Here is a 22429-nt window from a genome sequence, read left to right on the forward strand (position 1 = left end):
CCGTTCCGCACCTGTGTTTCCCGCCGGCTCTCGCCCTTACTCGCCGCCGAACCGGTAGCCCACGCCCGGCTCGGTTCGGATGAGGCCCGCCGCCGGCCCGAGCTTCTGCCGCAGATGGCCGATATAGACGCGCAGGTACTGGGCGTCCTCGACATGGGCCGGCCCCCAGACCGCCGTCAGGAGCTGGCGCTGGGTGACCACACGACCCTCGCCGCCGCGGACGAGCGCGGCGAGCAGGTTCCACTCGCGCGGTGTCAGCTTCAGCGGCTCGGCCCCCTCCACCCGCGCCGTCCGGCGGCCAAGATCCACCTCCAGCGGGCCGAGCCGGACGACCGTCTCCGTGGGCGGCCGTGTCGCGGCGCCGGCGCGCCGCAGCGCGGCGCGGATGCGGGCCAGCAGCTCGCCAAGCGCAAAAGGCTTCTCGACGTAGTCGTCGGCCCCGGCGTCGAGGGCAGCCACCTTCTCGGCCTCCTGGTCGCGGGCGGAGAGCACGACGACCGGTGCCGCGGTGAAGGCCCGCAGCCGCGGGATGGCCAGCTTGCCGTCGCTGTCGGGCAGGCCGAGATCGAGCAGCACCAGGGCCGGCGAACGCTCGGCCCCGAGGCGCAGGCCTTCCGCCATCGTCGCCGCGCGCAGCGGCATGTAGCCGGCCGCCTCCAGCGCCGGGCCGAGGAAGCGGTGAATCTGCGGTTCGTCGTCGACGACGAGGATACGGACCGGCCCAACCTCGCTCATGCGCCGGGGACCCTCACCAGCATCCGCGTGCCCCGTCCGTTCGGAAGCGTCGGGCTCTCGGCCGCGATTCGGCCGCCCATGGCGTGGACGAGCCCGCGGCAGATGGCAAGGCCGAGCCCGCTGCCGGCGGCAACGCGGTCGGTTCGGGTCGCCCGGAAGAAGGGATCGAAGACCCGGTGCAGGTCCGCCCGCGGGATGCCCGGCCCGTCATCCTCGACCGCGATGGCCACCTCCGCCCCCTCCCGGCGGAGCCGCACGGCGACATGGCCGCCCGGCCCGGAGAATTTCAGCGCATTGTCCAGCAGGTTGGCGAGCACCTGGTCGAGCAGCGCGGGGTCCAGGCGCGGCGCGGCCAGGCGCGCCCCGGGGGCGAGCGCGATCTCCCGCCCCTGCGCCCGCACGCTGCGCGCCACCGCGGTCTCCGCCGCCTCGGCCAGGTCCACCGTCTCGCGCCGCGGCTCGATCTGCCGGCTCTCGATGCGCACGATGCCGAGGATATTGGCGATCCAGCGCGAGAGCCGCTCGGTTTCCTCCTCCGCCGCGGCGAGCAGGTCGGCCCGCGTCGCCTCCGACAGCGCAGGGCCGGAGGTCCGCAGCGTGGCGATCGCCCCGCGGATGGAGGTCAGCGGCGTCCTGAGATCGTGGCCGAGCGAGGTGAGCAGCGCGGTGCGCAGCACCTCGGTCTCGGCCCGCGCCTCGCCGCGGGCGCGCTCCTCCATCAGCTCGGCACGTTCGAGCGCGACGGCGGCCTGATCGAGCAGCGCATCCAGCGCGCGGTCGGCCTCGCCGTGCAGGGCACCGCCTCCCTCGGGCTGGCGCAGGCCGACAAGGCCGGCAAGCCCGTGCGCCGTGCGCATGGGGCGGAACTGCCAGGCGGCGGATGGCAGGGTGTCGGTGCCGCGCCCGGCCGCGCGCCGGTTCGCGGCGGCCCAGCGCGCCGCCGCCATGCTCGCCTCGTCCGGCTCGGCCTCGATCGGGACGGCGGCGCGCAGCACCGGCTCCGGCGCGGCCTCGCCCGGCAGCGGCGGCAGGAGAAGCAGCACACAGGCGGGACCGCCGGCGATCCGTGAGGCCTCCTCCGCGATCGCCTGCATGAGGTCGCCTTTGTCGCCCGCCGCGCCGAGCCGCCGGCTGAACTCGACGAGGCGGCGCAGGCCGAGCATGCGGGCCCGCGCGGCCCGGACGGAGCGGCCCAGCCCGCCCGTGGTGCCGGCCAGCAGCAGGGCGACCAGGGCGAAGACCACCACGCCGACCACGTCCTGCGGCCCGGCGATGCTCAGCGTGTAGCGCGGCGGCAGGAACAGGAAGTTCCAGGCGAGAAAGGAGAGCGCCGCGGCGACGCCGCCATGCACCGGCCCGAAGCCCACGGCGGCGGCAACGATCGGCACGAGGTAGACCATGCCGAGCGCACCTTCGGGCACCGCGCCGTCGAAGGCGAGGCCCACCGCGGTTGCCCCCGCGACGAGGGCCGGGATCGCGGCCCAGCCCGCCCAGGCGGGCAGCGGCCGGGCTTCGGCGGACGCGGGCCGCGCTGCGCCGGTTGCCTCCGGCACCAGGTGCAGGGTGAAGTCGGTCGCCTGCCGCAGCAACGCGCCGGACAGCGTCCGTCCTGCCAGGCGCCGCCAGCGGGACGGGCGGCCGCGGCCGATCACGAGATGGGTGACGTTGCGCGCCCGCGCTTCTCGCAGAATCGCGGCTGGCAGGTCAGCCGCGGCCGAGGTCACCGTCGTCGCTCCCAGCCGTTCGGCCAGGCGAAGCGCCGGGCTGGGATCGGGGCCCGGTGCCGAGCTGGGCTGCTCGACATGCAGCGCGACCAGCGGCGCCTTCAGGGCGTCCGCGACCCGCCGTGCCTCGCGCACCACCCTCTCCGACGCGGGGTCGGCGCCGACCAGGGCCATGACGCGGTCGCCGGCCGGCCAGGGGCCGGCAATGGCATTGGCGCGCATGTAGCCGGTGACGTCGGCGTCAACCCGCTCGGCGGTCCGGCGCAGCGCCATCTCGCGCAGTGCGGCAAGGTTGCCCTCCCGGAAGAAGCCGCGCAGCGCACGGCTTGCCTGGTCGGGACAGTAGATGCGGCCTTGGCGCATCCGCTCGATCAACTCGGAGGGCGGGATGTCGATCAGTTCCACCGCATCCGCCTCGGCGAGGACGCGGTCGGGCACTGTCTCCGCCACGCGAACGCCGGTGATGCGGGCGACCGCCTCCGACAGGCTCTCGAGATGCTGAACGTTCATCGTCGTCCAGACCTCGACGCCGGCCTCGCGCAGCTCCTCGGCATCCTGCCAGCGTTTCGGGTGGCGGCTGCCGGGAACGTTGGTGTGGGCAAGCTCGTCCAGCAGCAGGATCCCCGGCCGGCGTGCGAGTGCGCCATCCAGGTCGAAGGCCTCGAGCGACTGGCCGCGATAGGCGATCCGGGCGCGCGGCAGGATCGGCAGGTCGCCGATCGCCGCCTGGGTCTCGGCCCGCCCATGCGTCTCGACGATGCCGACCAGCACGTCGCTGCCGCCGGCGAGGCGGCGGCGTGCCTCGGCCAGCATTTCCATGGTCTTGCCGACGCCAGGGGCAGCACCGAGGAAGACCTTCAGCCGGCCGCGATCCTCCTGCCGCACGAGCGCGAGCAGGGCATCGGGATCGGGGCGGGCGGGTCCCTCGGCCATGCCGCGTCAGATAGCAGGCGCGGCGCGGCAGCGCCCGCGTCTTTATGCCGCCTTTATGCGGACCGCCCCGATCCCGCATGGAGCCTTTACGCGCCGCGCGGCTACGCCCTGTCCGGTCCTTCTAAGGGAGCATTGCGTGCCTGATCTTCTCCTGCTGGCGCTAGGCGTGGGCGCCTTCAGCCTGCTCGCGGCCTATGTCGCCGCCTGCGAGCGGGTGTGAGCGCCGTGACCGAGCTGACCCTCGGCGGCGGCGTCGCCGCAGCGCTCCTGCTCTACCTGCTTTGGGCGCTGCTTCGCCCCGAGGACCTGTGATCCCATGACCATCCTCGGCTGGGCGCAGATCGCGCTCGTCATGGCCGCCGTCGTGGCAGCCGCCATCCCGCTGGCGCGTGCCATAGCGGCCGTCGCCGCGGGCCGCGTCACTCTCCTCGCGCCACTCGAGCGCGCCATCTACACCGCGGGCGGGATCGACCCGGCGCGCGGCATGGGGTGGCAGGGCTATACGCTGGCCATGCTGGCGACGAACCTCGCCGGCTTCCTGCTGCTCTACGCGCTGCTGCGGCTGCAGGGGCTGCTGCCCTTCAACCCGCAGGGCTTCGGCGGCCTGTCGCCCTGGCTCGCCTTCAACACCGCCGTTTCCTTCGTCACCAACACGAACTGGCAGGCCTACAGCGGCGAGGCGGCAATGAGCTACCTCAGCCAGATGGCCGGGCTCACGGTGCAGAATTTCCTCTCGGCGGCCACCGGCATGGCGCTTGCCCTCGCGCTCTGCCGCGCCTTCTCCGGCGGCGGCCTCAAGGATCTCGGCAATTTCTGGGCCGACTTCGTGCGGTTGAATCTCTATGTACTGTTGCCGCTGGCGATCCTCGTCGGTCTCGCCTTCGTCGCCTTGGGCATGCCGCAGACGCTCGCCGCCTATGTCGAGGCGACGACGCTGGAGGGCGGCACGCAGACCATCCCGCTCGGCCCGGCGGCTTTCCAGGTCGCCATCAAGCATCTCGGCACCAATGGCGGCGGCTTCTTCGGCGCGAATTCGGCGCATCCCTTCGAGGGCCCCTCCGCGCTGGCGACGAGCCTGCAGATCTGGTCGCACCAGGTGATCCCTTTCGCGTTGGTGCTGACCTTCGGCCATATCGTCCGCGACATTCGTCAGGGCCGGGCGCTGCTGGCGGTGATGCTGGCCTTCGTCATCGCCGGGACATGGATCGTCTATGCCGCCGAGGCCGGCGGGAACCCGCTGCACCTTGCCGCCGGAGTCGATCCCGCCATGGGCAACATGGAGGGCAAGGAGGTCCGCTTCGGCCAGGCCCTGGTGGCGCTGTTCACGGCGACGACGACGGGTGCCAGCAACGGTGCGGTGAACGCGATGTTCGACAGCTTCACCCCGCTCGGCGGCTTGGTGCCGCTGTTCCTGATGCAGCTTGGCGAGGTGCTGCCGGGCGGCGTCGGCTCGGGCCTCTACGGCATGCTCGTCTTCGTGCTGCTGGCGGTCTTCGTCGCCGGCCTGATGGTTGGCCGCACGCCTGAGTACCTCGGCAAGAAGGTGCAGGCGCGGGAGGTGAAGCTGGCGATGCTGGCGGTGCTGGTGCTGCCGGCCGTGATCCTCGGCTTCACCGCGGTCTCCCTCGTGCTGCCAGCGGCGGCATCCTCGATCCAGGACGCCGGGCCGCATGGACTGACGGAGATGCTCTACGCCTATAGCTCGGCTGCCGGGAACAACGGCTCCGCCTTCGGCGGGCTCGCGGCGGACACGCCCTGGCTGGATGCGACCCTCGGCATCGCCATGCTGCTCGGCCGCTTTGCCTATATCGTGCCGATGATGGCGATCGCGGGGAGCCTCGCGGCGAAGCCGAAACTGGCCGCCTCGACCGGGACCTTCCCGACGCATGGGCCGCTCTTCGCCGGACTGCTGGCCGGGCTGATCCTGATCCTCGGCGGGCTGCAGTTCATGCCCGCCCTCGCGCTCGGCCCGGTTGCCGAGCATTTCGTACTCGCCGCCGGCAAGATCTTCTGAGGCCGACCCCGATGAACATGACGCAAGCCATCCCGGCCGACGAGGCCCGCCGCGGCACACGCCGCGCCGCGCTGCTCACCCACCCGATTCTTCGGCGCGCCGCGCTCGACGCGCTCCGGAAGCTCGACCCGCGGCGCCTCGTGCGGAACCCCGTGATCTTCGTCACCGAGGTCGTGGCGATCCTGGTGACGATCCTGTCGGGCCGGGCAGCGCTGCTCGGCGAGCCCTGGACCTTCCAGGTCGGCATCGCGCTCTGGCTCTGGCTGACCGTCCTCTTCTCCACCTTCGCGGAAGCGGTGGCGGAAGGCCGCGGCCGCGCCCAGGCGGAAAGCCTGCGGCGCACACGCACCGATGCCCGCGCCAAGCTGCTGGTGCGAGGCGACGACCGCGCGCTGTGGCAGCCGCGCGCGGCCACGGACCTGCGCGTGGGCGACCTGGTGCTGGCCGAGGCCGGCGACCTCATCCCCTCCGACGGCGAGGTGGTGGAGGGCATCGCCAGCGTGAACGAGGCGGCGGTGACCGGTGAATCCGCGCCCGTGATCCGCGAGAGCGGCGGCGACCGCAGCGCCGTCACCGGCGGCACGCTGGTCGTCTCCGACTGGCTCGTGCTGCGCATCACGGCGGCGCCCGGCGCCACTTTCCTCGACCGCATGATCGCCCTGGTCGAGGGCGCGGGCCGGCAGAAGACGCCGAACGAGATCGCGCTCGACATCCTGCTGGCCGGCATGACGATCATCTTCCTGATCGCGGTAGCCACGCTGGTGGGGCTGGCGTCATGGGGCGGCCGGCCGCCCTCCGTACCGGTGCTCGCGGCGCTGCTGGTCACGCTGATACCCACGACGATCGGTGGCCTGCTATCGGCGATCGGCATCGCGGGGATGGACCGCCTGGTGCGCTTCAACGTGCTCGCAACCTCGGGCCGCGCGGTGGAGGCCGCCGGCGACGTCGACGTGCTGCTGCTCGACAAGACCGGCACCATCACGCTCGGCAACCGCCAGGCGGCCGGGTTCATCCCCGTCCCGGGCGTGACGGAGCGCGAGCTGGCGGAGGCCGCGGCATTGTCCAGCCTGGCCGACGAGACGCCGGAGGGACGATCCATCCTGGCCTTCGCGCGGGAGCGCAACGGGATCGCCGCCCCGGCGCTGCCGGCCGGGGCGCGGGTGTCGCCCTTCACCGCACAGACGCGCATCTCCGGCCTCGACCTGCCAACCGGCGCATACCGAAAGGGTGCGGTGGACAGCCTTGCCCGCATGCTCGGCACCGAGCCGCCGCCGGCGCTGCGCGAGGCGGTGGATCGCATCGCGCGCGCCGGCGCCACGCCGCTGGCCGTCGCCATGGACGGCCGGCTGCTCGGCGCGATCGAGCTGAAGGACATCGTGAAGACGGGCATGCGCGCCCGCTTCGACGCGCTGCGCCGGATGGGCATCCGCACCGTCATGGTTACCGGCGACAACCGGCTGACCGCCGCCGCCATTGCCGCCGAGGCCGGGGTGGACGACTTCATCGCGGAAGCGACGCCCGAGGACAAGCTTGCGTATATCCGCCGTGCCCAGGCCGAGGGGCGGCTGGTGGCGATGGCCGGTGACGGCACCAACGATGCGCCCGCCCTCGCACAGGCCGATGTCGGGCTGGCCATGCAGACCGGCACGCAGGCAGCGCGCGAGGCCGGCAACATGGTGGACCTCGACAGCGACCCCACCAAGCTGATCGAAGTGGTGGAGATCGGCAAGCAGCTGCTGATCACCCGCGGCGCGCTGACCACCTTCTCCATAGCCAACGACGTGGCGAAGTACTTCGCCATCCTGCCGGCGATCTTCGCGGCGAGCTATCCGGAGCTGGGGGCGCTGAACGTCATGCGGCTCGCCTCCCCGGAGAGCGCGATCCTCTCCGCCGTCATCTTCAACGCGCTGATCATCGTTGCCCTGGTGCCGCTGGCCTTGCGCGGTGTCGCCTATGTACCGGTCGGCGCGGCCGCGCTGCTGCGACGCAACCTGCTGATCTACGGCCTGGGCGGCCTCGTCGCGCCCTTTGTCGGGATCAAGCTGATCGATCTCCTCCTCGTCCTGCTGGGGCTTGCCTGACCATGACATCCGTCCTCCGCCCGGCCATTGCGCTCGTGGTGCTGTTCACCCTGCTCCTCGGCCTCGCCGTACCGCTGGCCTTCACCGGGATGGCCGGGCTGGTCTTCCCTACCCAGGCCGGCGGCAGCCTGATCGAGCGCGACGGCCGGGTCGTCGGCTCCGCGTTGCTCGGGCAGGACTTCACCGCGGACTGCTACTTCCAGCCTCGTCCCTCGGCGACCACGCCGGCGCCCTACAACGCCGCCGCGTCCGCCGCCTCGCAGCTTGGCCCAACCTCGGCGGCGCTGCTCGACGCGGTGAAGGCGCGCGTCGCGGCCCTCGGCGGCGGACCCGTGCCGGCGGATGCCGTCCAGGCCTCGGGCGCCGGGCTCGACCCGCATGTCAGCCCGGAGAATGCAGCGCGGCAGATCCGTCGCGTGGCGCAGGCCCGCGGCATGTCCGAAGCGCGGCTGGCAGAGTTGGTGGCGGCATACACCGAGGGGCGGCAACTCGGTGTGTTCGGCGATCCGCGCGTGAACGTGCTGCGCCTCGACCTCGCACTCGACGGATCGACGTGAAAAGGCTGGAAAGCCTCATCCCGCTCTTTCCAGAGCAAAGGACCGAACCAGGTCAGTCTGACCCGCGAAGGCCTACGCGCGCGGCCGACGGTTTAGTGGAGCAGATGCGCTCCTGGGTCCGCTTTCATCCGGACTCTGTGACGACGAGGAGGACGGCTGCCATCATGCGCGTCCAACACGGTGATTGACACGCGCCGGTTTGCAGCATGCCCCGAACAGGGCTCGCGCAAGCTCCTCGTTCGGTCGACCGAGCGCAAAGGCTTTGGCATCAGTGCCGGATCAATTCCGAGCCGCCGTGCATGACTTCGTGGTGCCGGCAAGGTTGCCAGCAAGCAAAGGCGCGTCACTGCCCAATCGAATCACGCAGGACGACCTCCGCACCCTCGCGGAGCACCTCGCCCGCCCTGGGGCCGCCAAGATAGGGCAGGGCCGACCAAGCGCCATCGATCAGCATCGCCAGCGTGTCGCCCACCAGTTCCGGCCGCGTCGCGCCGGCTTCCCTGGCGAGCTCTGCCAGCCCCGCCCGCATGCGGCTTTTATGCGCGGCCACCGCCTGATGCGTCGGGTGCTCCGGGTCAGGAAACTCCGCCTGTGCCAGCAGAAGCGGGCAGCCGCGATAGTCGGGCTCCTGGAGCTTCGCCGCGATCGCCGCCACCACCGCGCGCAACTTCGCCGCCGGCGTCGGGGCGGGCTCCGTCACCGCCGCAAACCAGGCATCGTAGGCTGCTGCATCCTCCGCGAGGATGGCGGCGACCAGCGCATCCTTGCTGGGATAAGCGCGGTAGAGACTCATCTTGGTCGCCTCGGCGACGCGGCACACCTCCTCGACCCCGGTGGCCCGGATGCCCTGACGGTAGAACAGGTCCTTCGCCGCGCTCTGGATGCGCTGCGCTGCCTTCGGCCGGTCGGCAGTGGCGCTGGACATGGCGGTCTCCCTCTCCTCTCGGCAGCGTGATAGACGCCGCGGCCATTCCGACTTGCTGATACTGACCGGTCACTTACTTTGAGACGAACCGGTCGGTATCATCTGGCCCTGGAGAATGGCGATGCCCTCTGATCATCGCAAGGCCCTAATGAGCGAGAACGACGCAAGTCCCTGGATTGATTGGCTGAACCGGACCCAGGCCGGACTCGCCCCGCGGCAGGCAAACCGGCTTGTGCAGGGCGCGACGGCTCTGGCGCTGCTGGCCGGCACGGCGCTGGCACCCCCGGTTCGGGCGCAGGGCACCCCCGCCGCGCCCCCAGTCACCGTGGCCACGCCGCTGGCCCGTCAGGTGGCGGAATGGAACGAGCACACCGCCCGGATTGAACCTTCGGCCCGGGTCGAGATCCGACCGCGGGTCTCCGGCCAGGTAATGCAGGTGCATTTCCAGGACGGCGCCCTGGTCCGTGCCGGCGAGCTGCTTTTCACGCTGGACCAGCGACCCTTCCAGATTGCGGTCGAGAATGCCCGCGCCGAGGTCGCCCGCAACGAGGCGCGGCTCACCCTCGCCGAGCAACAGGTACAGCGCTACACGCCGCTGGTGCAGCAGCGCTTCGCACCGGAGTCCGAGATGGACACGAGGCGCAGCGCGCTTCGGGAGGGGCAGGCCGGCCTCGCCGCCGCCCGTGCCGCGCTGCACCAGGCGGAACTCGACCTCGAATTCTCCGAAATCCGCGCGCCGCGCCCGGGCCGCGTGAGCGACCGCCGCGTCGATGCCGGCAACCTGGTGCAGCAGGGGACCACCCTGCTGACCACGCTTGTGGCACTCGACCCGATCTATGTTTCCTTTGATGCAAGCGAGACCGAATACCTGCGCTATGCGCGGGCGACACGGGGCGGCATGCGGCGCGGCGCTGGCCAAGCCGACACGGTGGTCCAGCTACGGCTGCTGGACGAGCCCGACTTCCGCCGCGAGGGGCGCATGGACTTCGTCGACAGCGGCTTCGACGCCCGCAGCGGCACGATTCGCGGTCGCGCCGTGGTGCCGAACCCGGACCTCTTCCTCACGCCCGGCAGCTTCGCCCGCCTTCGCCTGTTTGCCGGCGAGGCCCCGGCACTGATGGTGCCCGATGCCGCGATCATGGCCGACCAGTCCGGCCGCATGGTTCTGACCGTTGCGTCGGACGGCACGGTCTCGCCGCGCACCGTCCTGCTGGGCCCACTGGTGGATGGGCTGCGTGTCGTGCGCAGCGGCCTGGCGCCGGAGGATCGGGTGATCATCGGCGGCCTGCACCGTGCCCGCCCGGGCGCCCACGTCACCGCGGAACTCGGCCGCATCGGGCCGGGCCCCATGGCCGCCGCCGACTGACCGACCTCCCGGCCGGGGCCGGCTGCGGCCGGCCTCGCCATCCGTGAACCATCGCGCGCGGCGTCCCCTGGTCGCCGGCCGCGATGGGCCGCCGGGGGCCGGTTTTCCGCCTCCTCCCAGGAACACCGCGCCATGCGCCTCGCCCGCTTCTTCATCGACCGCCCCGTCTTCGCCGCCGTGCTCGCCATAGCGATCACCCTGGTCGGCGGCATTGCCGCATGGCGGCTGCCAATCGCCGAGTACCCCGACATCGCCCCGCCGACCGTGCAGGTTACCGCGCTCTATCCCGGCGCCTCGGCCGAGACCATCGCCGCCACTGTCGCCGGCCCGATCGAGCAGGAGGTGAACGGCGTCGATGGCATGTTGTACCTCTCCTCCCAGTCGACCGGCGATGGTCGGGTGACGATCAGCGTGGTGTTCCAGCAGGGCACCAATATCGACCAGGCGCAGGTGCTGGTGCAGAACCGCGTCGCGATCGCCGAGCCGCGGCTGCCCGAGGACGTGCGGCGGCTCGGCATCACCGTGAAGAAGGCTTCGCCCGACCTGCTGATGGTCGTGCACTTGACCTCCCCCGACGGCAGTCGAAGCCAGGAATACATCTCCAACTTCGCCACCCTGGCGATCAAGGACCGGTTGACACGGCTGGACGGCGTCGGCGACGCGCAGGTCTTCGGCGCGCGCGACTACGCCATGCGGGTCTGGCTCGACCCCGACCGGGTCGCCGCGCACGGCTTGGCGCCGGGCGACGTGCTGGACGCGCTCCGCCGCGCCAATGCCCAGGTTGCCGCCGGCGCCATCGGCCAGGCGCCACGCGCCACTGGTGCGGGCGCCTTCGAGGTGAACCTGCAGGCGCAGGGTCGCCTCACCTCGCCCGAGCAATTCGATGAGCAGGTCATCACGACCGGAGCGGGCGGCGCGCCGCTGCGGCTGCGCGACATCGCCAGGACCGAGATCGGCGCCGCCGACTACACCGTCAACGCGTTGCTGAACAACCAGGTGGCGACCGCTATCGTGATCTTCCAGCGTCCAGGCACCAATGCGCTGGCGACTGCCGCCGCTGTCCGCCGCACGATGGAGGAGGCGCAAGGCAGCTTTCCCTCCGGCATCGGCTACAGCGTGGTCTACGACCCGACGCGCTTCATCGCCCAGAGCATGGAGGCCGTGCTGCACACCTTCGCCGAGGCCGTCGCGCTGGTGGTGCTGGTGGTGGTGCTGTTCCTGCAGAACTGGCGGGCCGCCGTCATCCCGCTGCTGGCCATCCCGGTCTCCATTGTCGGCACGTTCGCCGTGCTGCTGGCGCTCGGCTTCACCCTGAACACGCTGACCATGTTCGGGCTGATTCTCGCCATCGGCATCGTGGTCGATGACGCCATCGTCGTGGTCGAGAATGCCGAGCGGCACATGGCCGAGGGGCTCTCGCCGCTCGAGGCGGCGCGCCTCACCATGGACGAGGTCGGCGGCGCGCTGATCGCCATCGCTTTGGTGCTTGTCGCGGTTTTCGTGCCAACCGCCTTCATCGGTGGCATCCAGGGCGCCTTCTACAAGCAGTTCGCGGTGACGATCGCGGTCGCCACCGTACTCTCGATGCTGGTCTCGCTGACGCTGTCCCCGGCGCTGGCGGCACTGCTGCTGAAGCCACACGGCCATGCCGCGTCACGGTCCCGCCTGCTGGCGCCGATCGGCCTGTTCTTCCGCGGCTTCAACTGGCTGTTCGAGCGGCTGTCGCTCGGATATGGCGGGCTGACCCGGCGACTGGTGCGGCTGCCGATCATTCTGCTGCTGCTCTATGCCGGATTGCTGGCGGCAACAGGGCAGCGGGTGCTGGTGACGCCGACCGGGCTCATTCCGCCGCTCGACCGCGGCTACTTCATCGTAGCGTTCCAACTGCCGCCGGGCGCCAGCCTGAGCCGGACGGATGCCGTCATCCGTCGGGCATCCGAGACCATACTGGCGACACCGGGCATCAAGGACGCAGTCGCTTTCGTCGGCTTTGACGGCGCCACCTTCACCAACGCACCGAATACCGGCGTTGTTTTCACCGGCCTGGAATCCTTCGAGGACCGCGAGAAGCTGGGGCTGAGCGGCAATGCCATCCTGGCCGACCTGCAGGCCCGGCTATCGGGCGAGCCGGATGCGCGCGTGCTGGTCATTCCACCACCGCCGGTGCCGGGCATCGGCACTGGCGGCGGCTTCAAGCTGATGATCCAGGACCGCGCCGGGCGCGGCCCGCAAGCACTGGAGGCGGCAACTCAGCAGGTGGTGGCGGCAGCGAACCGGGCGCCCGGCATCGCCTTCGCCTTCAGCCTGTTCAACACCGCGACGCCGCAAATCCATGCCGAGATCGACCGGACGCGGGCGGAAATGCTGGGCGTGCCGATCTCCCGCGTGCATGAGGCGATGGGCACCTACATGGGCTCAGCCTTCGTCAACGACTTCAACCTACTGGGCCGCACCTGGCGGGTGACGGCGCAGGCCGACATGGCCCACCGCATGACGGTCGAGGACATCGCCCGGCTGCGTACCCGGACAGATGCCGGGGCGATGGTGCCGCTCGGCAGCGTCGCCACCTTTCGCGAAACCTCGGGCCCCTACCGCGTGCCACGCTACAACCTCTACCCCGCGGCCGAGGTGCAGGGCGCGGCTCTGCCGGGTATCTCCACGGGCCAGGCGATTGCGGCCATGGAGGTGGTGGTGCGCGACGCCCTGCCGGAAGGCTTCGGCTACGAATGGACCGAGCTGGCCCTGCAGGAGAGCATCGCCGGCAACACCGCGCCGGTCGCCTTTGGCTTGGCTGTGGTCTTCGTCTTCCTGGTGCTGGCGGCAATGTACGAGAGCTGGCTGCTACCGCTGGCGGTGGTGATGATCGCGCCGATGTCGGTGCTGGCGGCGCTGCTCGGCGTCTGGCATACCGGGCTCGACAACAACGTGTTGGTGCAGGTCGGGCTGGTGGTGCTGGTCGGACTCGCCGCGAAGAACGCCATTCTGATCGTCGAATTTGCCCGCGCCGCCGAGACGGCAGGCGCCACGCGTTGGGAAGCCGCAGCCGCTGCGGCGCGCACCCGGCTGCGTCCGATCCTGATGACCAGCCTGGCCTTCATCCTCGGTGTGTTGCCGCTGACTGTCGCGACCGGCGCCGGCGCGGAGATGCGGCAGAGCCTCGGCGTCGCGGTCTTCTACGGCATGTTGGGCGTGACGCTGTTCGGCCTGCTGTTCACGCCGGTCTTCTACGTGGTGGCGCGCGCCATGGCGCGCCGCAGCACACAGCGCAGCTTGGCGCCGGCAGCGCGGCCGGTGGTCGACCGGCGTGAACCATCGAGTGCGCCTTGATGCCAGGCGCAGATGGCATGCGAGACGCCGGTGGGCCACGTCGGAGGATCGGGATTCCGGGCGCGTCCCGGAATCCATAGGGATGCGCCACGACTTTCCTTCAAGCCACGGCGCCAGAGATGCCGGTGGCGGTGCTTCGACGCTTCGATGCGCCAGCCGCGTTCGCCATGACGCCGGCGCTCGAAAGGCCCCGCAAAGATGCCGTCCGTCCAGACCCGCGTCAGAGGCGGCAACTTGTCGGGGTTAGCGCGAGTGATGAGGGCTTGGGCACCCAAGTCCATCATCCAGATCGACGGCGTGCACATGAACAAGCAGAACGAGCCTGGCCGCGTCCACGAGGACGTGCCGCTTCCGACCTGCAGCGGTGGTGGATGCGCAAGCGAGGCGATCCCGTGGATCGTTCGGAGTCGAAGTGCGGCAATGCTCCGAGGCTCAGGGAGCAGACCGAGATGCCTCCCCCTCTTGGCCCCAGCCTGCGGCAGTCACGTGCCAGCCGTTGAAGAATGCCAGTGGCCTGCGGGAACAGCATGAGGCGAGAGCAACGGCCTGAACCTCATGGCCTCTCACCCAAGAAATGTACCTATGGCGGCATGCCGAACCAGCGCCGACTGATCGCATCGGCGGTCCCGTCCTCCTGCATTGCCAGAAGCGCCGAGTTGATCAATTTGCGCAGCGGGCTGCCGGTCGGCAGGGCGATGGCATAGCGCTCGGGACGGAACACCGGCCCGACCAGCGTGGCCATGCTCGGTCCACGGTTGGCCAGCCAATGCCGCAGTTGCGGCGCGTCATAGACGACCGCCCGAATCTCGCCGCGGACCAGCATGGCATAGGCCTGCTCGGTGTCCGAGACCGGCACGAAGGGCAGGTCCCGGGCCTGCAGCCAGTCCGCGGCGATGCTGCCGGGTGCGGTTGCGATGGTCTGGCCCGGCAGGTCGTCCGGCCCGCGGATGTCCGAGCGGAGCCGGTCGACCGTCAGCGCCGCGGTGACCGTCGCAGTGAACTGGGCAATGAGCACCACGCCGAGCAGCCACAGCATAGCGACCGTCAGGCGCTTGAGCACGCGCGGCGTGTGGCGGTCGCCATGCTCGCCGGTGGCGACGATCAGCACCACGCCCCACAGCGCCTCCGCGATCACCCACGGATAGGGTCGCCGGAAGGCGGGATCGTGCCGTCGCTCCACCAGCCAGAGGAGATGCGCCAGCGCGAGCATGATGGCCCCGCCAATGCCGAGCAGGTCCCGCATCGCCGGCGACATCAGGGCCGATAGCATGGCGGCGAGCGGATGGGCATGTTCCGCGGCCACCAGCACCTGCAGCCCGGAATCGGCGTAGGGCAGGCTCAAGTCGACCCGCGCCTCGCGTGCGGCGGTGATGGTGAGCGCGGAGATGGCGAGGTCTGCCCGGCGCTCCACGACCGCATCAATCTGGGCTTCGTCGCTGAGGTCCGGCAGCACGGTCCAGGCGGTGTCGACGCCGAGTCGCCGCGCGACCTCCTGCCAGACCTCGATGCTGAAGCCGGAGACAGGCGTGCCGGGCAGCTGGACGAAGGGCGCGGCGTGACCGGTAATGGCCCGTAGCAGCGGACGCGTGCTGGTGGCCGCGGCATCGGGCTGGCCACGCGCCTGGCCAGCCGCACCGAGACCGAGCAGCAGCAGGACGCAGCCCACGGCCCGTCGCACTGCCGGGGTTGCGGTTGTAAGGTGCGGCACGGCTCAGCGCCCCGCCTCGTCGCGGTTCTCATCGGCCGTGAACAGCGCGGCGATGCGCCAGCCCGCCGGCGTGTCGGCGCAGAGCGCGGTGATGAGGATGTGGTAGCGCTCCGGCCTTGCCGCCGGCCCGACGGTCAGCGTCAACGGCACATGGAGGAAGGCCGCATCGGCGGTGACCTCGACGGCACGGGCGCGATCCTGGTCGTGATCGATGCGCCAGACCTCGTTGGCATGAAATCGCGTGAGCCGTGCGACGGCGGCGTCCGGCCCCCAGACCGACAGGCCATTGGTGACCCAGAGAAAGCGCGGGCTGTCCAACAGCAGGCTGCGCACCCCTGTCAGGTCGTTCGCGTTCTGCGCCGCGATGAAGCCGGCATAGAGGCGCCGCGCCTCCTCGGCAGGCCCTGCCGCCGCCGGGCTCGCAAGCCCGGCCAGCAGGGCGACGGCCATGATCACGACGCGCATCGAACCGCTCCCCCGTCCCATCTCAGGCCGCCGCCGGTATGGTGTCGTGCCGTATTTCGTGCAGCACGAAGCCTTCAAGCGGATCGGATGTCTGCTCCCACGGCCTGACCGCCAGGGCCCGGCGCGTGTCGGCCAAGCCTGCCGCCCAGCGTGCGCGGATGCCAGCGCTGCTGAAGTCGATGTCCTTCGCGTGGTCTTCCTGGTCGAGGCCGGGTGCCAGCAACCGCACCACATGCATCACCGTGCGACAACCATAGGCGGTCAGGTCCCGAACCGCGGGATCGTCCAGCGCCTCGGGCGGAAGTTGCCCCGCCAGCGCCTCGATCACATGCCGCAGTCGGTGCATCTGCTGCTGGCGCTTAATGTAGCTGGCGGCCCGGCTGGCATATTGCAGGTCCTTCTGCCGATGCAGCACCTGCGCGATGGTCTCGGGCTCCGGACCCGCCGGGTTCCAGATGTGCACGGCGAAGACCAAGGAATTCCGCCGCGGGGTGTCGTCGAAGACGCATTCAACCGGCGTGTTGGACAGGATGCCGCCGTCCCACCACAACTCGCCGTCGATCCGCACCGCGGGGAAGGCCGGCGGCAGTGCCCCGGAGGCCATGACATGCCGCAGGCCCAGCGGCATGTCGCGGCTGTCGAAGTAGCGCATCTCGCCGGTTCGGAAATTGGCGGCTCCGACCGTCAGCCGCGGTGAGCCGGCCCGCAGCCGCGCCGGATCGATCAGGCCCGCCAGCGTGTCGGCCAGCGGCGCGGTTGTGTAGTAGCCCGCACGCTCGGGCGTCAGCGGCACCTCCCAGCCCAGGAAGGCGAGCGGGTTGGGCCGGAAAAAGCCGGCGACGCCGCCCATCAGCGTCGCCAAGCGCGGCAGCAGGGCGGGCAGTCCGGTCATGCCGGCCCAATTCTCCAGCCCCGGGTCATGCGCGACGCGGTCCCAGAAGGCGCGCAGCCGCGGCAGCCGGTCCGCCGGCGCATTGCCGGCGATCAGCGCGGCATTGATGGCGCCGATCGAGGTGCCGATCACCCAGTCCGGCTCGATGCCTGCCTCGTGCAGTGCCTCGAAGACGCCGGCCTGGTACGCGCCGAGCGCGCCGCCCCCCTGCAGCACCAGCACCACCTGCTGCGAGCGCGGCCCAACACCGCCGGTCGATCCGTCCATTGTCCCCGCTCCCGTCAATGCGTCGTCCAGCCGCCATCGACCGGTAGCGCGATGCCGGTGATGGAGGCCGCGGCGCGTGAGCAGAGGAAGGCGACGGTGCCGGCGACCTCATCGACGGTGGCGAAGCGGCGGGTCGGCTGCTCGGCCAGGAAAACCCTGCGCACTACCTCCTCCTCGGACAGGCCATGCGCCGTCGCCTGCTGGGCGACCTGGTCTGCCACCAGCGGCGTCCAGACATAGCCGGGACAGACCGCGTTGCAGGTCACCCCGTTCTCGGCCGCCTCCAGCGCCGCAACCTTGGTCAGCCCGACCAAGCCATGCTTGGCCGCGACGTAGGCCGACTTGAAGGGCGAAGCGACCAGGCCATGTGCCGAGGCGACGTTCACGATCCGCCCGAAGCGGCGTGCCTTCATGCGCGGCAGCGCCGCCCGCATTGTATGAAACGCGGCGGAGAGGTTGATCGCAAGGATTGCCTCCCACTTGTCGGGCGGGAAGTCCTCGATCTGCGCCACGTGCTGGATGCCGGCATTGTTGACGAGGATGTCACAGGGGCCGAACGCACGGGCAGTGCGCTCCATGAGGGCAGTAATCTCGGCCGGCTGCGCCATGTCCGCCCTGTCATGCCGTACCGGGACGTCATGAATCTCGGCCAAGCGCCGGCAGGTGGCGGCGATCTCATCGGTTGGACCGAAGCCATTCAGCACAACCGATGCGCCGCGGATGGCAAGCGCCTCGGCGATACCGAGCCCAATCCCCGAGGTCGAGCCGGTCACGATCGCCACGCGCCCTTCCAGCGACCGCGACGGCCCCGGCACCTCGGCCAGCCCTGCAGGGGTCATAATGGTGTTCATGGCGTATGCCTCCTCCTGGCTTGTCCGGGCAGACGCTAGGGCCGGGAGGGCGCGCCAAGCCAATGCCGCATGGGCAGCAGGTCGATCAGCACATGTCATGGCGGCGCCGGGGGCGCGCGTGATAGGCTTCCCGGCATACAAATGGAGTATTCGGGCAGGCCTCGGAGGCGCCATGGAGATCCACGAGATCCGCTACTTCCTCGCGGTCTGCCGCACGCTGAACTTCACCCGGGCGGCGGAGCAGTGCAACGTGACGCAGCCCGCGCTGACCCGTGCGATCCAGAAGCTCGAAGACGAGCTTGGCGGGCTGCTGTTTTCCCGCGAGCGCGGCAACACCCATCTGACCGAGTTGGGCCGGCTGATGCAGCCGCACCTCGAGGAGGTGGTGGCGCGCACGACGGCGGCGAAGGCGCAGGCGACGCGCTTCCTGCGGCTGGAAAGCGCACATCTCCGCCTTGGCGTGATGTGCACGATCGGCCCGCTGCGTTTCGTCGGCTTCCTCAATCGTTTCCGTGCCGACCACCCCGGCATTGAGCTGACGCTGAGCGAAAGCGTGCCCGTCAGGCTCTCGGATGCATTGCTGCAGGGCGATATCGACATTGCGGTCATGGCCAAGGCGGACGGTTTCGAGGAGAAGCTGCGCGCCGAACCGCTCTATGCCGAGCGTTTCGTGGTTGCCTGCTCGGCCGGGCATCGCTTTGCCCGGCGCAATTCGGTGGCGATGCAGGACATGGACGGCGAGACCTACCTGCAGCGGATCAACTGCGAGTTCCGTGACGTTTTGCGCGACCAGTGCGAGGCCTGCGGCGCCAACCTCGTCCGGTCTTACCGAAGCGAGCGCGAGGACTGGATCCAGACCATGGTTGCGGCCGGGATGGGAGTCTGCTTCCTGCCGGAATACTCCGCCACCCATCCCGGCCTGGTCATTCGCCCGGTGCACCACCCCGAGGTCAGCCGCGAGGTGTGCCTGGTGACCGTCGCCGGCCGGCGCTGGTCTTCGCCGGTTGCGAGCTTCGTGCAGGCGATCCGGCAGTACCGCTGGCCGGAGAGCGCGGCCGCATGGCTGGCGCCCGAGGGCTGACCTGCCTGCCATGACTCTCGGGCATCACCCCGATGCCGCAGCGGCCTTGGCAGGCGGCGCGACGCCAGGCCGATCCTGCCGCCCATGACATGGGCAAGGGGACCGCGACATGGCTGGTACGACGATGCGCGCAGCGACCGGAGACGGCCGCTGGGAGGAGTGGATGCTCGCCGCGCAGGCCGGCGACGCCCGTGCCTATGACCGCCTGCTGCGCGCGGCGCTGCCCCTGCTGCGCGGCATCGCAGGCCGCCGCATCGCCGATGCCGCCGAGGCGGAGGATGCCGTGCAGGACACGCTGCTGACCCTGCACCGGATCCGCCACAGCTGGGACCCGACGCGGCCGGTCCGGCCCTGGCTGGCCACCCTCTGCGAGCGCCGCTGCATCGACCGGCTGCGCCGGGCCCAGGCGCTGCGGCGGGCCGTCCCGCTCCGCGACCTGTCCGAGCACGCGACCGCGGAACCGGCGCGGGCCACCGGCGAGCTGGCGGCGGCGGAGCTGCGCCGGGCCATCGCCACCTTGCCCCGCGCGCAGCGCGACGCGCTGACCCTGGCGAAGCTGGCGGAGCTGCCGGTCGCCGAAGCCGCGGCGCGAAGCGGTCTGACGCCGGGAAGCGTCAAGGTCGCCACCCACCGGGCCATCCGGTCGCTGCGCCGCATCCTGCTGCCGCGCGCGGCATGACGCGGGGGCATCGACTGCATCGCCGGATGGCATTTCCGCAGGCGGGGGTCGATCCGGATCATGGTGACGCGGCGAGCATGCCGCGCATTTCAGGAGGAGCGACATGACCGAGACGACGAACGGCGCCGCGACGCGGCGCATGATGGTGGCGGCGGCAATGGGCCTGGGCGGCACGCTGATCGCGTCCTCCACCGGGGCAGCGGAGTGCCCGCCCGGGAAGGCGGCGACGGCGGCCGGCATCGAAGGCCCGAAGCAGGGCAGGGACGTGGCGGACGCCGTGCTCACCTCGCTCGACCTCGGCGAGGAGAAGGTCGGGCTGCGCGGCTACCGACTCCGCCTGCGCCGGCTGGTCGTGCAGCCCGGCGGCGAAGTGCCGGTACATAGCCACGAGAACCGCCCGGCCTTGATCTACATCGAGAGCGGCGAGATGACCGAGTTCAAGAACCTCTGCGCCGTGCCGATCGTGCATAAGGCCGGACAGGCAACGCCAGAGGATCATCGGGTCGTCCATTGGTGGCGCAATACCGGGAAGGTTCCGGCGGTAATCCTGTCGGCGGATGTCTTCGGCATGGCTGAAGACCCGCACGTGATGTGACGGCGCAGGCGCGCCCGATTCGACCGGTGCCCCAGGCGAGGAGCCTTGCCATGCCGCAGCCCCAAGTGATGGAGCCGCCCGCGATGGCAGGGCAGCTCGCGCTGCATCGTACCCTGCTGATCGGGTCGATAGCCTTCCTGACATTGGTCGACCTTTTCGCCGCCCAGGCCATCCTGCCGAGCCTTGCGGGGCACTACGGCGTCAGCCCCGCGGAGATGGGCACTGCGGTGAACGCGACGACGCTCGGAATGGCCGTCGCGGCACTCGGCGTGGCGCTGATCGGCAGGCGCGTGCCGCGGCGGCGCGCCATCCTGGCCAGCCTGCTGCTGCTAGCTGCGCCGACCGCCCTGCTGTCGGCCGCGCCGGACCTGCCGAGCTTCGCCGTCCTGCGCGTCGTGCAGGGGCTGTGCATGGCGACAGCCTTCACCCTGACCCTCGCGCATCTGGGGGAGCGCTGCGCCATGGGGCAATCCGCCAGCGCCTTCGCCGCCTACGTCACCGGCAACGTGGCGAGCAACCTGGTCGGGCGGCTCGGCGCGGCGGCACTCGTCGATCATGTCGGCCTGCCAGGCTGCTTCCTCGGCTTCGCGCTGCTCAACCTGGTCGGGGCAGCGCTGGTCCATGCGACCATCGACCGGGCGGCGCCGACCGCGGGCGGGACCAGCGCCGGCTGGGCTGCGCATCTGAGCAACCCTGTCCTGCTGACCTGCTTCGCAATCGGCTTCTGCATCCTGTTCGCCTTCGTCGGCACCTTCACCTACGTGAATTTCGTGCTGACCGGACCGGCCTTCGGGCTTACGTCGATGCAGGTTGGCCTGACCTGCCTGGTGTTCCTGCCGTCGGTTGCGACGACGCCGCTCGCCGGGAGGATCGGTGCCAGATTTGGGGCCGGGCCGGTCCTGGTGGGCGGGTTGGTGCTGGCGGTAGCCGGGCTGCCGCTGCTGCTCCTGCCGAGGCTGATTGCGGTCGCCAGCGGCATGGTGCTGGTCGCCGCCGGAACCTTCCTCGCCCAGGCGATTGCCACGGGCCTGGTAGGCCGCATCGTCACGCATGACCGCGCGGCAGCCAGCGGCATGTACCTTGCGGCCTATTTCGCAGGTGGGCTCGTCGGCAGCGCCATGCTCGGCCAAGCCTTTCAGCATTTCGGCTGGCTCGGGTGCGTGGCAGGCATCGGCGCTGCGCTAGGGGGCGCGGTTATCTTGGGGCTGCGTATGCGTCTCTGAACCTATCCGGTCCTGCCGGAACGCAGGGGAACTTGAGTCTGGCGGCAAGCGCAACCCGCTGCCGGCTGGCATGTTGACGCGCTATCTCGCCGCCGCGAACGAAGCGTCGTTGCGCATGGCGGGGCTGAAGCGCCAGGTGTTGGCCTTCGCACGCCGTCATGGCCGAACTGGTTCGCCGCGCGATGGACCTCGCGATCAAGGTGAATATTCGGTTTGAGGACGATGCGGGCGTGGTGCGCTGCGACCCGAACAAGCCGGGGAGCGCGATCCTGAGCCTCCATGTCAATGTGCCCGACACCATTCCGCAAGGTGGCCGACTCGTTATCTCGACCGCAGACCTGCCGCTGGGCCGCGCGGACCTGGCGAACAACGACGGTGCCTTGCCCGGCGACTACTTCGAAATTCGGGCCTAGGACTTCGGCGTCGGCATGACGCCGGAGGTGCGGGTGACGGAGCCACTCTTCAGGACCAGGCCGCGGTGCGAGCGAACCGGTTCGGCCTCTCCCGAGTCGATGGCTTCGCACGGCACTCGGGCGGTGTTCTGAGGATCGAGCGTCTGACGGACCGCGGCATGATCTTGCCGAACCTCCTGTCGCGCTGGGCTGAATAATGTGCCCGACTCGGGCGCGTCCGTCCCGGCACGGGGGCCGCGCCCGGGCGGCAAGGTGCTGCTGGGCCGCATGGGACAGGGCAGCCGAGGGCTGAAGACCGCCTGGGCCGGGATGCCGGCGGCGCCTGCACGCCGGCTCGGGCAGGCCGGGGTGCGACCGCAGGTCCTGGCTTGCGGTGCTCACCCGCGCGTAGCCGGTCGCCAGCATCCGGCACCTGATCCACTTTCCGTCCGGCATGCGGTGTGTCCGCCTACCTGCCTTCAAGCCGGGTCTGACGGACGTCGCTAGCCGCTCTTATTCATCACGGGCCTACGGTGCGGCTGGCGGGCGTGGCGTAAACTGCTGATTGCGTTTACGGATTTGGGTGTCGAGACCAACCCGCAGCACCTCAGGCC

The 22429-nt window shown here is 70.6% G+C and carries 18 protein-coding genes; 11 read left to right on the plus strand and 7 right to left on the minus strand.

Features of this window, described 5'->3' with window-relative positions:
• Window positions 1-36: 36 nt before the first annotated feature.
• On the minus strand, window positions 37-735 hold the full coding sequence (locus E2C06_RS25730) for a response regulator (protein ID WP_133291449.1): 699 nt from the start codon (window positions 733-735) through the stop codon (window positions 37-39).
• A complete protein-coding gene (locus E2C06_RS25735) occupies window positions 732-3392 on the minus strand; it encodes a sensor histidine kinase (RefSeq protein ID WP_133291450.1) in 2661 nt (886 codons plus the stop codon). Before E2C06_RS25735 ends, E2C06_RS25730 begins: the two co-directional genes overlap by 4 nt.
• 216 nt (window positions 3393-3608) lie before the next feature.
• Between E2C06_RS25735 and E2C06_RS25740 the strand changes: the two genes are divergently transcribed.
• Genes E2C06_RS25740 through kdpC form a run of 4 tightly spaced genes read left to right on the plus strand, consistent with a single transcriptional unit; the run spans window position 3609 to window position 8044 of the window.
• On the plus strand, window positions 3609-3704 hold the full coding sequence (locus tag E2C06_RS25740) for a potassium-transporting ATPase subunit F (RefSeq protein WP_193560507.1): 96 nt from the start codon (window positions 3609-3611) through the stop codon (window positions 3702-3704).
• Window positions 3705-3708: 4 nt separating this feature from the next.
• On the plus strand, window positions 3709-5406 hold the full coding sequence (gene kdpA, locus E2C06_RS25745) for a potassium-transporting ATPase subunit KdpA (protein ID WP_133291451.1): 1698 nt from the start codon (window positions 3709-3711) through the stop codon (window positions 5404-5406).
• Between the two features lie 17 nt (window positions 5407-5423).
• Window positions 5424-7487, plus strand: coding sequence for a potassium-transporting ATPase subunit KdpB (gene kdpB / locus E2C06_RS25750; RefSeq protein ID WP_133291464.1), 2064 nt, complete (start codon window positions 5424-5426; stop codon window positions 7485-7487).
• A 2-nt stretch (window positions 7488-7489) separates the two neighbouring features.
• Window positions 7490-8044, plus strand: a complete 555-nt coding sequence (kdpC, locus tag E2C06_RS25755; RefSeq protein WP_133291452.1) for a potassium-transporting ATPase subunit KdpC — start codon at window positions 7490-7492, stop codon at window positions 8042-8044.
• 343 nt (window positions 8045-8387) lie between these two features.
• Here the strand turns inward: kdpC and E2C06_RS25760 are convergent, their stop codons facing one another.
• Entirely contained in the window at window positions 8388-8969 is a 582-nt protein-coding gene (locus tag E2C06_RS25760) for a TetR/AcrR family transcriptional regulator (RefSeq protein ID WP_133291453.1), read from the minus strand.
• Window positions 8970-9117: 148 nt separating this feature from the next.
• Between E2C06_RS25760 and E2C06_RS25765 the strand changes: the two genes are divergently transcribed.
• Window positions 9118-10335 (plus strand): efflux RND transporter periplasmic adaptor subunit, encoded by a 1218-nt coding sequence (locus E2C06_RS25765; RefSeq protein ID WP_193560508.1) that lies wholly within the window; start codon window positions 9118-9120, stop codon window positions 10333-10335.
• Between the two features lie 132 nt (window positions 10336-10467).
• The gene (locus E2C06_RS25770; protein WP_133291454.1) at window positions 10468-13662 is read left to right on the plus strand and encodes an efflux RND transporter permease subunit; all 3195 of its coding nucleotides are present in this window, start codon (window positions 10468-10470) and stop codon (window positions 13660-13662) included.
• A gap of 580 nt (window positions 13663-14242) precedes the next feature.
• On the opposite strand, the gene E2C06_RS25775 is transcribed toward E2C06_RS25770, so the two are convergent.
• Genes E2C06_RS25775 through E2C06_RS25790 form a run of 4 tightly spaced genes read right to left on the minus strand, consistent with a single transcriptional unit; the run spans window position 14243 to window position 17845 of the window.
• Window positions 14243-15340, minus strand: a complete 1098-nt coding sequence (locus E2C06_RS25775) for a transporter substrate-binding domain-containing protein (RefSeq protein WP_165982664.1) — start codon at window positions 15338-15340, stop codon at window positions 14243-14245.
• Window positions 15341-15373: 33 nt separating this feature from the next.
• The gene (locus tag E2C06_RS25780) at window positions 15374-15835 is read right to left on the minus strand and encodes a hypothetical protein (RefSeq protein ID WP_133291456.1); all 462 of its coding nucleotides are present in this window, start codon (window positions 15833-15835) and stop codon (window positions 15374-15376) included.
• Between the two features lie 22 nt (window positions 15836-15857).
• A complete protein-coding gene (locus E2C06_RS25785; protein ID WP_133291457.1) occupies window positions 15858-16994 on the minus strand; it encodes a patatin-like phospholipase family protein in 1137 nt (378 codons plus the stop codon).
• A 14-nt stretch (window positions 16995-17008) separates the two neighbouring features.
• Complete coding sequence (locus tag E2C06_RS25790) at window positions 17009-17845, minus strand: 3-hydroxybutyrate dehydrogenase (protein ID WP_133291458.1); 837 nt, start codon at window positions 17843-17845, stop codon at window positions 17009-17011.
• A gap of 172 nt (window positions 17846-18017) precedes the next feature.
• Here E2C06_RS25790 and E2C06_RS25795 point away from each other — a divergent pair, with 172 nt between their 5' ends.
• The 5 genes from E2C06_RS25795 to E2C06_RS25815 all read left to right on the plus strand — a co-directional run bounded on the left by E2C06_RS25795 (window position 18018) and on the right by E2C06_RS25815 (window position 21836).
• Window positions 18018-18926: a LysR family transcriptional regulator gene (locus E2C06_RS25795; RefSeq protein ID WP_133291459.1), complete on the plus strand. Its 909-nt coding sequence runs from the start codon at window positions 18018-18020 to the stop codon at window positions 18924-18926.
• A gap of 109 nt (window positions 18927-19035) precedes the next feature.
• Window positions 19036-19605: a sigma-70 family RNA polymerase sigma factor gene (locus E2C06_RS25800; protein ID WP_241671471.1), complete on the plus strand. Its 570-nt coding sequence runs from the start codon at window positions 19036-19038 to the stop codon at window positions 19603-19605.
• 103 nt (window positions 19606-19708) lie between these two features.
• The gene (locus E2C06_RS25805) at window positions 19709-20200 is read left to right on the plus strand and encodes a cupin domain-containing protein (RefSeq protein WP_133291460.1); all 492 of its coding nucleotides are present in this window, start codon (window positions 19709-19711) and stop codon (window positions 20198-20200) included.
• 50 nt (window positions 20201-20250) lie between these two features.
• Window positions 20251-21423, plus strand: a complete 1173-nt coding sequence (locus tag E2C06_RS25810; protein ID WP_133291461.1) for an MFS transporter — start codon at window positions 20251-20253, stop codon at window positions 21421-21423.
• A gap of 158 nt (window positions 21424-21581) precedes the next feature.
• Complete coding sequence (locus tag E2C06_RS25815; RefSeq protein WP_133291462.1) at window positions 21582-21836, plus strand: hypothetical protein; 255 nt, start codon at window positions 21582-21584, stop codon at window positions 21834-21836.
• The last annotated feature ends 593 nt before the right edge of the window (window positions 21837-22429 follow it).

It is taken from the genome of Dankookia rubra, from assembly GCF_004355005.1.
GTDB classification, from domain to species: Bacteria; Pseudomonadota; Alphaproteobacteria; order Acetobacterales; family Acetobacteraceae; genus Paracraurococcus; species Paracraurococcus ruber_A.